The sequence below is a fragment of the Clostridium sp. AF23-6LB genome (genome assembly GCF_003461085.1).
GTDB classification, from domain to species: Bacteria; Bacillota; Clostridia; order Lachnospirales; family Lachnospiraceae; genus Coprococcus; species Coprococcus ammoniilyticus.
This window is the reverse complement of record NZ_QTWK01000001.1, coordinates 693,574-707,689: the sequence shown is the minus strand read 5'-3', so window position 1 is coordinate 707,689 and position 14,116 is coordinate 693,574. Positions and strand designations below refer to the sequence as shown.

The 14,116-nt window shown below is 34.6% G+C and carries 11 protein-coding genes; all 11 read left to right on the top strand.

Annotated elements, in window-relative coordinates; translation table 11 throughout:
• The first annotated feature begins 186 nt into the window (after nt 1-186).
• The 11 genes from DWY07_RS03195 to DWY07_RS03145 all read left to right on the top strand — a co-directional run bounded on the left by DWY07_RS03195 (nt 187) and on the right by DWY07_RS03145 (nt 13,980).
• Nucleotides 187-1,326: a plasmid recombination protein gene (locus DWY07_RS03195; RefSeq protein WP_019190307.1), complete on the top strand. Its 1,140-nt coding sequence runs from the start codon at nt 187-189 to the stop codon at nt 1,324-1,326.
• Nucleotides 1,327-1,352: 26 nt separating this feature from the next.
• Nucleotides 1,353-1,730 carry a TnpV protein gene (locus tag DWY07_RS03190; protein ID WP_009247523.1) on the top strand — a complete coding sequence of 126 codons (378 nt, stop codon included), beginning with the start codon at nt 1,353-1,355 and terminating at the stop codon, nt 1,728-1,730.
• Between the two features lie 453 nt (nt 1,731-2,183).
• Complete coding sequence (locus DWY07_RS03185; protein ID WP_009247522.1) at nt 2,184-3,728, top strand: ATP-binding cassette domain-containing protein; 1,545 nt, start codon at nt 2,184-2,186, stop codon at nt 3,726-3,728.
• Between the two features lie 84 nt (nt 3,729-3,812).
• Nucleotides 3,813-4,310 (top strand): aminoglycoside nucleotidyltransferase, encoded by a 498-nt coding sequence (locus DWY07_RS03180; RefSeq protein ID WP_009247521.1) that lies wholly within the window; start codon nt 3,813-3,815, stop codon nt 4,308-4,310.
• 466 nt (nt 4,311-4,776) lie between these two features.
• Complete coding sequence (locus DWY07_RS03175) at nt 4,777-5,244, top strand: hypothetical protein (protein WP_147340237.1); 468 nt, start codon at nt 4,777-4,779, stop codon at nt 5,242-5,244.
• Nucleotides 5,245-5,390: 146 nt separating this feature from the next.
• Nucleotides 5,391-5,894 carry a hypothetical protein gene (locus DWY07_RS03170; RefSeq protein WP_147340236.1) on the top strand — a complete coding sequence of 168 codons (504 nt, stop codon included), beginning with the start codon at nt 5,391-5,393 and terminating at the stop codon, nt 5,892-5,894.
• Nucleotides 5,895-6,065: 171 nt separating this feature from the next.
• The gene (locus DWY07_RS03165; protein WP_117822185.1) at nt 6,066-7,313 is read left to right on the top strand and encodes a type I restriction endonuclease subunit R; all 1,248 of its coding nucleotides are present in this window, start codon (nt 6,066-6,068) and stop codon (nt 7,311-7,313) included.
• Nucleotides 7,314-7,343: 30 nt separating this feature from the next.
• Nucleotides 7,344-11,072 (top strand): hypothetical protein, encoded by a 3,729-nt coding sequence (locus tag DWY07_RS03160; protein WP_117822184.1) that lies wholly within the window; start codon nt 7,344-7,346, stop codon nt 11,070-11,072.
• 10 nt (nt 11,073-11,082) lie between these two features.
• Nucleotides 11,083-11,637, top strand: a complete 555-nt coding sequence (locus DWY07_RS03155; protein WP_117822183.1) for a hypothetical protein — start codon at nt 11,083-11,085, stop codon at nt 11,635-11,637.
• A gap of 223 nt (nt 11,638-11,860) precedes the next feature.
• Nucleotides 11,861-12,244: a C-GCAxxG-C-C family protein gene (locus DWY07_RS03150; RefSeq protein ID WP_117822182.1), complete on the top strand. Its 384-nt coding sequence runs from the start codon at nt 11,861-11,863 to the stop codon at nt 12,242-12,244.
• A gap of 23 nt (nt 12,245-12,267) precedes the next feature.
• Complete coding sequence (locus DWY07_RS03145; RefSeq protein ID WP_117822181.1) at nt 12,268-13,980, top strand: hypothetical protein; 1,713 nt, start codon at nt 12,268-12,270, stop codon at nt 13,978-13,980.
• Nucleotides 13,981-14,116: the final 136 nt, after the last annotated feature.

Genomic DNA, 14,116 nt, shown 5'->3' with positions numbered 1-14,116 from the left:
GTGCCACCGGCACACGCTCACCCCTCGGAGAGCCTTCGGAGAACGCAAAACCTGTTTACAGGTCGCATTTTTGATGGGTGTACCCGTCAAAAGTGCTTTTGCGTTACTTTTGACAAAAGTAACAAAACCTGAGAATGTTGAAATTTACAGATGGGAGATGAAAAAATGCAGAGAACGATAAGTGCAATGGTCGGTAAAGGCTCGGTCAATCACAATAGCCGAAAGTTCCGAGCAGAAAATGTAGACGGAACTCGTACTCATCTCAATATCGACTACTGCAATGAAAATATAAAGACAGTTTATCACGAATTGTTTGATGAAGCATTGGAAAGATACAATGCCAAGCAGATAAGGTCAGACCGAAAGATAAAAGATTATTATGAAAAAATCCGAAGTTCCAAGCAGGAAAAACCGTTCCACGAAATCATTTTACAGGTGGGCGGTAAGGGAAATATGAACGCCGATACGGAAAACGGAGAACTGGCAAAGCAGATTTTAGATGAATACTATCAGGGTTTTCAGGAGCGAAATCCACAGCTTCGGGTGTTCTCGGCTCATCTGCATATGGATGAAGCTACACCACATCTGCACATAGATTTTGTACCTTTTACCACAGGCAGCAAGCGTGGACTTGATACAAGAGTGTCACTAAAGCAGGCTCTTGCAACGCAAGGTTTTAAGGGCGGCAGTCGTGGCGATACGGAGTGGTCGCAATGGATACAGTCCGAAAAAGAACAGCTTGCGGCGGTGATGGAACGTTATGGGATTGAGTGGGAACATTTAGGCACACACGAAAAACATCTTTCTGTTTTGGATTATAAAAAGCAGGAAAGAGAAAAAGAAGTGGCGGCATTAGGTGCGAAAATCGAGCAGAAACAGATTGAATTTGATGTGTTGTCGGAACGAGTATTGAACTATGATAAGGCAAAAGACGAGCTGTCAAATCTTGAAATAGAGCTTGATACTGCACCGAAATATCAGTTGCCAGAACCAGAGAAATTTATGACTGCAAAGGCATATAAAACCAAAATGGCAGAGCCGGTTGTAAGGAAATTGAAGCAACTTGTCAAAACGGTGCTTGCCCGCTGCTTTGAGGGGTGGGACAACTATCATAGGCTGAATACAGCGAATGCACAGTTATACCGCACCAATCAGCGTTTGGAGAAAGTCAATGAAAGATTGACCGAAGAAAACAAAATCCTAAAAGCAGAAAATAAAGATTACAGCCTGCTCCGTAAGGTTTTTGGTCGCAAACAGATAGATGATTTGTTGGAGCAGGCAAGAACAGTTAAAGGTCGCAAGCGTGATAATACACGATCACGATAGACAAAAATCACAGGAGGAAAAGGAAAATGACAAAGACAATTTTTGAAGAAATGGGCGGAACTTATAGACAGGTGGGTGATTATTTATTGCCGAACATCACAGTACCAGCCGAAGAAGAAATAGAGCCGATTGGTTTATGGGGGAAACGACATGCAAGGCATTTAAAGGAACACTATAAAGTGTTATATATGAACCTGCTGACAAGCGGAAAGCTGCATAGTTATCTTGCAGAAGTCGATAAGCAAGCAGAGGATATGTTTCTTCGACTGGTAAAGGAATATGCCGACAGACAAGATGTGACGGAACAATTAAAGAAAGATAATCCCTACGAATGGATTGGAAGAATGAATAATATTCAGGCTTGTGTGAGGGAAGTTGTAGGAACGGAGTTGATTTACACATAAGCGTTTTACGGTATGGTGCTCCTGCGTTTGCTGGAGTGCTGTGGTTGTGGTTGTAAAGAGGTTGTGAAAGATTGAATTTCGTAATGGTTGGATGTATAATTAGGAAGTGAAAATTTTAATTTGCACTTCCATAAGGTGAAATGTATTGACACAAAAAATACAGTATGATAGTATTGCCATTAGAAGAAAGAAAGGCACATTTTGTGTAAGGTGAGGAAATGATTAATAGATAATTTGATTTAAGTAAGACACATATAGTTATTGAGCCTGTAGAGAATAGGTTTGTTTTGTGTACGCTTAAGTTGGATTATCGCAAGAGGCATTTCCTTTGTTTTCCTTTTGGAAAAGAAATAAGGGGCTATTTAGCGAGTCTATTTTTGCGTATGCAAAAAAGACTCGTTTTTGTGTGTTCAAAATAATAATTGGCTCAGACTTCGAAAAGGAGAAACTTTAATGTTGCAGATAAAAAAATTAAATTTAACACATAAAAAAGACCTGAGAATAATTCTTAATGATTTCAACCTTGTGCTAAATGATGGAGATAAGGCAGTTATTATTGGAGAAGAGGGAAATGGGAAATCGACATTAATGAAGTGGATATACAATCCGTCGCTTGTAGAAAACTATATAGAAGCAGATGGGGAAAGGATAATGGGACACGAACGTCTTGGTTATCTTCCGCAGGAGATGCTCGATGAAGATAAGGAAAAAACAATATACGAATATTTTTCTGAAGAGGAAATATTCTGGGAGAAAACGCCTAAAGAATTGTCTGTTATTGCGGGAAAATTTGGAATGAAAAATGATTTTTTCTACAGTAACCAGACAATGGGTAGTCTTTCAGGAGGCGAAAAAGTCAAGACACAACTTATGAGGCTTTTCATTCGCGATGTTTCTGTGCTGTTGTTGGACGAACCTTCCAATGACATCGACATTGCGACGCTTACATTACTGGAAAAAATCATAAATGACTGGAAGCACATTGTGCTTTTTATTTCACACGATGAAACGCTGATAGAGCGTACTGCCAACATGGTGATACATATCGAGCAGATTATACGAAAAACAAAGGCGAGATATACCGTGGCAAAGCTTCCCTATAGACGCTATGTGGAAGAACGGCTTCATAAATTTGAAATCCAAAAACAGCGGGCACTGAGTGACCGTAGGGAGAAAAAGATTCGCGATGAAAAATATCAAAGAGTTATGCAGAGTGTACAAGGTGCATTAAGAAGTTGTACCAGACAAGCACCGTCTGTTGCCAAAAACTTAAAGGACAAAATGCATACGGTTAAGGCAATGGAACGAAGATTTGAAAAAGAAGATGAAAATATGACTCAGATGCCGGAACAGGAAGAAGCAATCTTTGTCAAATTAGGGGATGAAAACTCACACATTCCCGCAGGAAAAACGGTCATAGAATATGAACTTTCAAAGCTTGTGACTCCGGATGGCAAAAGAATTTTAGCAGAAGGAATTCATTTAAAAATAAAAGGTTCAGAAAAAATCTGTATGATAGGAGCCAACGGGGCAGGAAAAACGACTCTTCTAAAAAAGATAGCGGAAGAACTCCTAAATCGGAATGACATTAAAGCAGAATATATGCCTCAAACTTATGAAGACCTGCTGGATTTGGATGTTACACCGGTTGATTACCTTGATAAAACAGGAGATAAAGAAGAGCGTACAAGAATTAGAACATACCTTGGTTCACTTAAATACACACCAGATGAAATGGAGCATCCGATTCGGGAGTTATCAGGCGGACAAAAGGCGAAAGTGCTTCTCTTGAGGATGAGCTTAAGTGGTGCAAATGTTCTTATTCTGGATGAACCGACAAGAAATTTTTCACCATTGTCCGGTCCGGTAATAAGAAAAATGCTCCGAGAATTTCCGGGGGCTGTCATTAGCATTTCTCACGATAGAAAGTATATTGAAGAGGTGTGCGATAAAATATATCAGCTAAATCCTAATGGATTACAGCTAATTGGTGATTGATAACAAAAAGGATGAAAGACTGACAAATTTCAGGCTTTTAGTGAGTTGGAAAGCATACAAAGATTTGAATTTGGAGGATAGATTATGGTACGTACAGAAGATGCATGTGAAATTATAAAATATGCTTTGCAAAACGAAATTAAAGTATATTTAGATGGCGGATGGGGTGTTGATGCACTTCTTAAAAGAGAATCAAGAATACACAATGATATTGATTTGTTTGTTGAACTGAAACATTATCATGATTATATTTATGTGATTAAGCAGCATGGATTTGAGGAAGTAAATACTGATTATACAACGGATGGTCATACTGTCTGGAAAGATGATAAACAAAGAATCATTGATTTACATTGTTTTGAATTTACAGATGACGGAATTGTTTATGAGGGAGATATATTTCCATCAAAAACTTTTTCCGGTATTGGAAAAGTTGGAGATATAACTGTTTCTTGTATTGAACCATTGAGTCAGGTAATGCTTCATTTGGGATATGAACACGATAAAAATGATGTGCATGATGTGATGCTGTTGTGTGAAACATTTCAAATAGCAATACCAGATGAATATAAGGAAAAGTAAAATTTCAGTTTTGTGTTGAATCTCTAAGCAAAATAGCTTATAATTTGACATGCTACATATAGTTATTATCCACAGTTATCGAGTAGGTGTTATCAATGCCGATAACAAAATGATAACATTAGCTCGTATAGGCAGGATAATATGGATATATCAAATAATCAAAAGAACGAGAAACATTACAGAGAATAATTCCTAAACAAAAAGCGTTAGTCTTTGTAGAGTTTGAGTAGTAAACAGAGCCCCATAAATGGCTTAACTAAGCCATTTGTGGGGCTTTAGCCTTTTTGATGGGGATTATTTGGGGATATTTGGTGACTGTTAGATGGGTAGGTTTAAGTTTTACAAGGGTTGTTTATAGAGTGATAAAAGTGTGAAGCTAGATTAAAAGTATTGACATAGTATATCTTGGTGATAATTGTAATTTTGTGATAAAATAAATTGAATAAATTAAGGAGAAAGTTCAGACTTGACATTAATGGATAAAAAAGCTGTAATAACTAAACTTAATCAGATGTTACCCCCGTTTAATAGATTTGGAGCTATGGTAAATTCAAATTCAGTGTTATCAGGAAATGATAAAGAGGAATTGTATTCCATAGTTTGGAATTTAGAAAACAATATAATTACTTATAATGTGGCGTTGAATAAGACTGTGGCGATTGTTAATAGTTATCCGCAATTTGGTAACTACAATAAAAATGCAATTTCAAATACGCCAATACTATTAACTTATTCACGTATGCCATTATTGATAAAACAGGTGCTATTTTATATTTATTACCTGAGAAAATTAAGTGACCATCAAATGACTATTAATTCATTTATCAGGGATATGGCATCCGTTGGATTGGTTAAAACCAAAAAATTTCTTAATGTAGCTGGTATTACACCTAATGCATATTACAGTAGGATTATATGTGGATACGTTAATTAGATTTATTAAAGCTACACAGGAGAATTGTTGGAAACGATTTGTCATGCAAAATGCAGATAATCCGGAAAGAAAATTTTGTCTTGCATTTAATAATGCGTGTGATGCTGATGGTCTTATCTATGTATTAAGACATGGTTTTAAACATCGTGGAATTACATTCAAGGTATAAAAAGAAATCAATAGACTTGAGGGATGCTTTAAATAATGGAATTCGTATTATTGTAACTACATTGCAGAAGTTTCCTGTAATCTATACCGAAGTTGATAAAAGTGAAAAGAAAAATTATGCGATTATTGTGGATGAAGCACATTCTTCTCAGACTGGTAGCTCAGCACTGAAATTAAAAACAGCTCTTGCAGATACAGAGGAAGCATTACGAGAATATGCGGAGATTGAGGGAATTGCTGAAGATGAAGTTGATAAAAATGATAAGGTAGTGCAGGAAATGATAACACATGGAAAACACAAGAATTTATCATTCTTTGCATTTACAGCAACACCCAAAGGACAAACTCTTGAGATGTTTGGTACACCAGCATCTGATGGCGAAGAAGGCTTTTATCCATTTCATATTTATAGTATGAGACAGGCAATTGAAGAAGGATTTATTTTGGATGTATTACAGAATTATATGACATATAGTACTTGATTTAAGATTGCAAAGAAAACAGATGAAAATCCAGAACTGCCAGAGAGTAGGGCAACAAAAGCAATAAAAAAATATGAAAAGCTACATCCGTATAATATCAGTCAGAAAGCTGAAATTATAGTAGAGACTTTCCAAGACACTACCCGTTATAAGATTGGTGGAAAAGGGAAGATGATGGTTGTTACAGATTCCAGATTGGCAGCGGTAAGATATTTTTATGAACTAAAAAAATACATAGCCAATCATCACTATGACAATATGGATGTATTAGTTGCATTTTCAGGAAGTGTAGAAGATGGCGATGAGGAATATACAGAGACGGGATTAAATGTGAGACGTGATGGAAGTCATATATCTGAATCACAGACAAAAACCGAGTTCCATGATAATTTCAATATTCTTGTAGTCGCTGAAAAGTATCAGACTGGTTTTGATGAGCCATTGCTACATACAATGATTGTTGACAAAAAACTTAAGAAAGTAAAAGCAGTGCAGACACTTTCAAGACTTAATCGAACATGTCCAGGCAAGGTAGATACATTTATACTCGATTTTGCAAATACGAAGGAAGAGATATTGGATGCATTCCGGCCGTTCTATCAGGAGACAAGCTTGGAACAGGAAGTAAATGTTGACCTGATGTATCAAACACAACGAGAGTTACGTGATTATGCTATTTACAATGATAATGACATTATTGGATTCATTGAGGTATGGAATAGACCTGGTGCGCAAAAGAAGAATTCTATGGGGCAGATGACCAGTGTTTTAAAACCAGTAGCTGATAGATATAACCTTAAAAATCCAGAAGAACGCTATCTGTTTAGAAGACAAGCGAGAAGTCTTGTAAAATGGTACAGCTATATATCGCAGGTGGTTCGTATATTTGACAGAGAGATGCATCATGAGTATTTATTCCTTAGATATTTGATAGATATTATTCCAGCGGAAAAAGAGGAGGATGTAGATCTTGATGGCAAATTGGAACTTGAATATTACAAGATAAAAAAGACATTTGAAGGAGTCATACAACTTGAAAATATGGATGGTCAATACGAAACTGTTACAGATAAAGGAAAACAGGGATTAAAGAAAAAGAGCACTTTGGATGAAATTCTCGAAAAAGTGAATGAAAAATTCAAGGGCGATTTCACGGATGCGGATAGAGTTATGCTTGGAGCTCTTCATGATAAATTAGCAAAAGACGAGAAACTTGCTAATTCAGCACGCACAACAGATCCACTTATCTTCATGCAGACTATCTTCCCCAATGCTTTTGGAACTGTTGCAATGGATAGTTATATGGAGTCTCAGGAGAGCTACCAGTCTTTGTTTGAAGATAAAGCTAAATATGATGCAATTATGAATGCATTGGCTGGGGTTATATATCGAGAGATGAGAGAACCGGTGAAAAAATAGCAGAGCATACGATGCCCGGAAAGGATAAAAATGAAAGAATTGAATCTAAAAGAAAAAATACAAAATTTAATTTCTGGGCAACAGAAAAATGGCTGCCCGGAGGGGAAGTTTGGATACAGGGACTTAACACCAGAATCAGATACAAAGAATAGTGAAGAATATATACGAGCACTTCATTGGGCGATAAAGAATAAAGAGGTAAAAAATATAGCATTATCAGGTCCGTATGGGGCGGGAAAAAGTAGTGTTATAAAAACGTATCTGGAAAAATATCCTAAGACAAAATATTTGTCCATATCATTGGCAGCATTTTCAACGCCAACAAAATCAGTAAATGGAGAAGATGATAACACATCTTCATTAGCTGATGATTGGACTTTAGATGACGTTGATGAAAATGTAATAGAGGAAGGGATTCTTAAACAACTTTTTTACAGAGTGGATGTGGGCAAAATTCCACAAAGCCGATATAGAAAGATTAAGAAATTATCCTATTGGAAAATGTTTTTCTCGCTATTGATGTTAACTGTCGTAGCATCAGTTGTTTATTTTGAAATTAATCCGAATGTTTTGGAAGACTTTAAAAATACAGTCATTAATAATGGAGCTTTTTTTCACCTTAATCAATGGTCATCGTATGCTGTATTTATAGTAACAATCTTTGTTGTATTGTTATTGATTACAACAGTTCTTAAATATGTGATGTCAAATTTCAGAGTTGCTAATATTAACTTGGGTGATAAGGCAAGTATATCTAAGAAAGAAGAAAAGGAATCAATCTTTGATAAGTCGTTAGATGAAATTGTCTATTTCTTTGAAAGTACAACTTATGATACTGTTTTTATTGAGGATTTGGACAGGTTCAACCAACCTAATATTTTTATAAAACTACGTGAATTAAATACGGTCATAAATAATTATGATAATATTAAACGCAAAGTTGTATTTATATATGCGATAAAAGATGATATGTTCAAAGACGAGGAGCGAACCAAGTTTTTTGATTTCATTGTTCCAGTGATTCCTTATATCAATGCAACAAACTCTGGGGAAATATTAAGAGGATTGTTAAAATTTGAAAAAGGTGCAGATGGTGTATATAAAAGCAAAAATTATGATATATCTGATCGCTATATATGGAAGATTTCGCCTTTTGTACAAGATATGAGAGTGTTGACTAATATATGCAATGAATTTCTTGTATATAAGAGAACATTAAAAACGACGAAACTTAAAGATGAAGAAATGTTTTCGATGATTACATTTAAAAATCTATATCCGAAAGAATTTGCTGAATTACAGGCTGAGAGAGGAATAGTTAAGCAGGCTTTTCAGGAGAAAGGAACTTATGTCAATGCCGAAAAGGAAAAACTTGAAGAGCTAATAGTACCTAAAAGAAAAATTCTAGAAAATGTACATAACGATATTCTTTTCGGGTTGCGAGAAATTAAGCATGCGTTTTTGGGATTTTTATCATATGACAATGGAACATATTATCCAATAAAAAATTTGCAGATAAATAATGGAAGTAAATATTCTTATGGAGAAATACTTAAAGGGGATTTTGATTTAACTAAATTTGAGAACATTAACCAGCTAATTATTGGATATTATGAATCTAATGGTTATTATGAGCAATCGCATACTGTAAGTAATATCAAACAAAAAATGGCATCAGAGGGTAGCAAATATTTAAAGCGTATGAATGATTTGCAATTCAGCGAAGGCCCTAAAAAGCAAGAATTGATTTTAGAAATACAAAATTTGGAAGTGACGATTGCCAAAATAGATGGATACTCATTAAAAGAGTTGATTGCTGAGTTTGGAGAGGATTTTCTTCCGGAAGGAATAAGTGAATATGGATTTTTAAAGTTTTTACTTATAAATGGATATATAAACGAGAGTTATGCAGATTATATTAATTATTTCCATCCCAATAGTATTACGAAGGATGAGAATGATTATTTACGTAGCATTCGTATGCGCAATAGAGCAAAGAACTTCGCATTTGAAATAAAAAATTTGCAGCAGGTGAGTGATCGTATTTATGATGCTGAGTATAGGCAGACAGAGACATTAAATTATATACTTACGGATTTTATGCTTATCCAATGTTCAGAGAAAACTAATAAAAAGTATTATTTTGATGGTTTCGAATTGGACAAAGGAGTGGAACATTATCAATTTACAAAAGAATATATTGAGAGAGGTCAAAATGTTAATGAGTTTGTAAGTGAATTGTGTAAATACTACCGCCATATGTGGAAAAATATTGCGCAGGATGTTTCTTTGTTGGATGAGACTAAATATAAATATTTGTCGTTAATTTTAAATAATGCAACTATGGATCAAATTGTAATAATGGATGAAGTAGATCGCTCGAATTGCATAAAAAATTTTATCGTTGAAGATGAAAAATCATTAGCATGCTTAAATGGAGTATCAGCGGATGTACTAATCGAAGTAATATCAAGACAGGCGATAGTATTCAGAAAAATTAATAATGTAGGTGCAGACGCGAAAGTATTAAATTATATATACCAAAACGATATGTATGAGTTAAATAATTCTATGGTTTCATCGGTAATAAATTTTTATCATTCGGATTTGGCAGATGGGCTTAAGAACGCACATTATACAACTATTCTAAATGCTGAAATTAATGTCTTAAATAAAAGGATTTGGGATAATTTTGAAGATTATATTAATCATTTTGTATTGGGAATAGATGAGAATAATTCTGAGGAAATAAGTGCGGTAGAAGATATCATAGAACGTTTGGCAAATACAAATATTGAACTTGTCATAGCTGTATTGGATAAGGAAAAAGTAAACTGGGACAACCTGGATGAATGTTGTGAGAATAATGTTGAAAAAGAAAAAAGGAAAGAAATTTGGAATTATTTACTTGAAAATAGCCGTATTTCTTCCACTTGGAAGAATTTCGAATCTTATTATAATGAATTTGGTATTACCACTGAACTGTCAGTCTGGGTTAATGAAAACTGTAGTGACATTGTAAAGTCAGAGAAGACAGATAAGATAGACAATGATTGTATAAAGAATATTATCACTAATTCAGAAATTACAGTACAAACAGTGGAACAAATAGCAGATAATTATAAATGTGATGAAGAAATTGAGTTTGATGTATCAAAACTTCCGGTGGACAAAATAAATTTATTAATCAGAAAGCATTATATAAGATATACCGTATCAAAGATTGAAAAGATTAGAAGTCTTGCAAAAGATAGTTTTGGAGTATATTGTAAAGAATATATTGATGACTTTGTAAATGATTTGCCATCTATTCCACTGAACGAAAGAGAAATTGTTATGTTACTGAATGATACGACTATTGATAAAAAGTACAAGCGTGGAATATTGGAAAAAATATCTGCAAGTAGTATGACTGAAAATCTGGCAAAGACTATTGCCAATAATCAATTTAATGTAGATAAGGCATATGTTGAATATGCATGGAAAAATTTGGATAACGCAGGAAGACATATGTTGCTTGTAAATCATTTGCAAGTGTATAGTATTGCAGAAATTTCGAGATTATTAACGGATCTTGGGGGTGAGTGGAGTAAGCTTAGTGATAATAAATCCAGACATAAGGAAGAAATTTCAATTGATGTAAATGGTCATAATGAAAAATTATTATCACAACTACAAAGGAAAGGTTTTATTACAAGTTACCCTGAAAAGAAGGATAGAGAAAAGAGTTTCTTTGAAGTTTGGGTAAAACAACAATAGGAGGTTGGAATTGAGGATTACAGTTGAATTTGAAACAAAACCAAATGCAAATACTAATATCATGCAGCCCCCAAATATTGATTTTCAAAATGTATCCGGTAATCTGATACAAGAGACAAAGAAATTTATGATATCACTTGAAAGTAATGCAGAAGATGTTATAGAAGTGCTTCGTAGCATATGGGAGCTGTCATCTTTGTATGATGGATATTTCTATAAGCCATGCAAATATAATGTTGATGGTATTGATGTGAATGTTGAAAAGTTATATTTTCTCTCATTTTATAAGACTGGTAAAACATGGAGAAAATGTGCAAGTACTTTAGTGGGCATAGATAAAGATTTTTCAGAAAAGAGAGTATTGGATTATAATGAATTTAGAAATAAGGGCAGAACATCTGGAGAGATGTTTAAATCGTTGATTAATTCATATTTCTACATACATTCTGAGGCATATGAAACAATAAATGTTAATCATAGGTTGTCGTTGCTATTAAATATATGCGATGGCTTTGTTATAAATACATCCGGTCCCAAATGGTGGAGTGAAAAAGATTTTTTTTAGATTTTGAGGAGCAGATCATTACCTGCGATATGGATGCAGATTGTATAGTTTCTGAAAATGATGAAAAAGTATTTGCGATGGTATTTGTATCTTGTATAATAAGTTTACAATGATATTTTTAATTCAGCAGATAATTTTTACCGAAAAGCATGCTGCTCATAAAAACAATGACAAATGGGTATTTTTATATCCGAATCTACAAATGATAATCAGGAGGTTTTTTATGGATAAACACATAGAAAAAGCAATGCAGTTAAGAAATAATGAGAGGTGTCCGAACTGTGCGGAAACGATAATGATGACCTATGCAGAGGAGCTTGGTTTGTCGGAGAGCCAGATGAAGGCACTTGGTACAAATTTTGGTGGAGGAATGAAGTCAGGCAGTACATGTGGAGCTGTGACAGGAGCACTGATGGTACTCGGAGCATTGGGAATCTCAGATCCTCATATTGTAGGAGAGTTCCAGAGAAAAATGAAAGAGAATCATAATGGTATGATTAATTGCTTTGATCTGTTAAGGGCAAATGCACAGGCGGGTGGTCAGAAGAAACCGCACTGTGACGGCATGATCAAAGAAGCCATTGGACTGATAGAAGAATATAGGTAATACCCTGAGAGGAGAAACGTTATATGAGAGGAAAAAGAGGACTTTTACTAGCCGTAGTTATTTTATTAGTATTCGGTATATTTGCATTTCAGGGAGCTGATATAGAGACTTATGCAAAAGGTACAACTTCGAAATGGACGGTAACTACGAGTAAAAAAACTTATGCTTATACAGGAAAGAAAATTAAACCTAAAGTTACAGTAAAGTATAAGGGGAAGAAATTAAAACCGAAGAATTATAAGATTACATATCCTAAAAATCCGGTCAAACCGGGTAAATATAAAATCAAAGTAACCTTAAAAGGCAAATATAAAGGTAAAAAAATAAAAGGAAGTAAGACGATAGAATATAGTGTAGCACTTCCTACTATAAAAGGTTTGAAAAGCACATTTTACAGAAATGATACTTATGGTGATACGTTAGATTTCGATTGGAATATGAATAGTGCTACTATGAAAATGGATGGGTATGAGCTTGAGGTAAGAAACAATGGAACCATAGGGGATAAGGTAACGAAAAAAAAGATAGAAACTTATTATAGCGGCTTCTATCTATATGTCAGTGAATATGGAATAACATATACATTCCGCATACGTACCTATAAAAAAATAGGCGGAAAAACATATTATTCCAAGTGGTCGAAGGTAACGAAAAAGATACCGATACCTGATTATCATATGACGACTAAAACAGTAAACGGAATAGATCTTGCTTACAAAACGGATGAGTTTCCTTTTTTTAAATATACAGATTATGCGAATTATAATGATGAAGCATACAAAATCTCAAAGGATTTTGCACAGTGCTATTTCCCGATTTTTATTAAACAGAAGTTGAAAAACGATGTTGTAATTCATACAGAGTATAATGGAAAATGTGGATTTAACAGCTTTTCAAATACACAATATATCCCAGATAGAAAAAATGTCCAGGTAGCGACAAACATATCGGTGGTATATTATGATGAAATGCCGGTGCGAGACAAAATGCAGCAGACGCTTTATAAGCAAGGATATATTGGGTATATACTTGTAAATGTAAGCTGTCTGCTAGATAAAAAACAATCCGTAGATGTGTATTTTGGTGATACGAAGGTTGTAACATTGGTGTCGAACGGATTTTCAAATTCTGTAGAATTTAACCGTAAAAAGTATTGGGAATATGATCCGTTTTTAGAGCCTGTGTATAACTATGATAGAGAGGTGCGTTTGAAAGGTATTTTAAAAGATGTTGCCCAATGCGCACCCGATATGACAGATTATGAAACATATACAGCACTTAATTATTGGATCGGTAGTCATAGTTATTCAGAGTATACATGCTGGGGTGCGTCAACGGTAGCAAATGCCATGACAGAACTTGGTTATCCCTATATAATATTGTCCTGTTCATATGATGGGGAAAATGGTTTTTATAATGATTATAGCCGGTATTATTCTGCTGCAAGTAAAAAGCCGCATAATGTAAGTGGAGGACATGTGGTGACACTGATTTTTATGGGGCAGGGTAAGTTTGTAGAATGTGAGGTTCAGGGGTATGCATCGGACAGTTCAGAATTTAAGTTTGATCCTACAGGCTGGCATAAACCAACTTATAGTACATTAACTTCTGCATCATGTAAGTTCGCTTTGAATGAATATAATACGATCGAAGAGTTAATGAAGGGTGATTATTATGTAGATATCAACAAGTATGATCCATATGACTGGCATACATGGTCCACTCATTTAGAGTAAAATGCAAAGTCGCCAGATACCTGTAGAAATGCAGGTGTCTGGCGACTTTGCAGTATTAAATAATATATTGTGGATGAAAAGAAATTTTCGGATGTACATTTATTTGGACATGATAGTTGCTAATATAAAGCCATGA

Bases quoted from the DNA above. Each gene is read 5' to 3' on its own strand.
- DWY07_RS03195 (WP_019190307.1), top strand. From the start codon at position 187: ATGGTCGGTAAAGGCTCGGTCAATCACAATAGCCGAAAGTTCCGAGCA.
- DWY07_RS03190 (WP_009247523.1), top strand. From the start codon at position 1,353: ATGACAAAGACAATTTTTGAAGAAATGGGCGGAACTTATAGACAGGTG.
- DWY07_RS03185 (WP_009247522.1), top strand. From the start codon at position 2,184: ATGTTGCAGATAAAAAAATTAAATTTAACACATAAAAAAGACCTGAGA.
- DWY07_RS03180 (WP_009247521.1), top strand. From the start codon at position 3,813: ATGGTACGTACAGAAGATGCATGTGAAATTATAAAATATGCTTTGCAA.
- DWY07_RS03165 (WP_117822185.1), top strand. From the start codon at position 6,066: ATGATGGTTGTTACAGATTCCAGATTGGCAGCGGTAAGATATTTTTAT.
- DWY07_RS03160 (WP_117822184.1), top strand. From the start codon at position 7,344: ATGAAAGAATTGAATCTAAAAGAAAAAATACAAAATTTAATTTCTGGG.
- DWY07_RS03150 (WP_117822182.1), top strand. From the start codon at position 11,861: ATGGATAAACACATAGAAAAAGCAATGCAGTTAAGAAATAATGAGAGG.
- DWY07_RS03145 (WP_117822181.1), top strand. From the start codon at position 12,268: ATGAGAGGAAAAAGAGGACTTTTACTAGCCGTAGTTATTTTATTAGTA.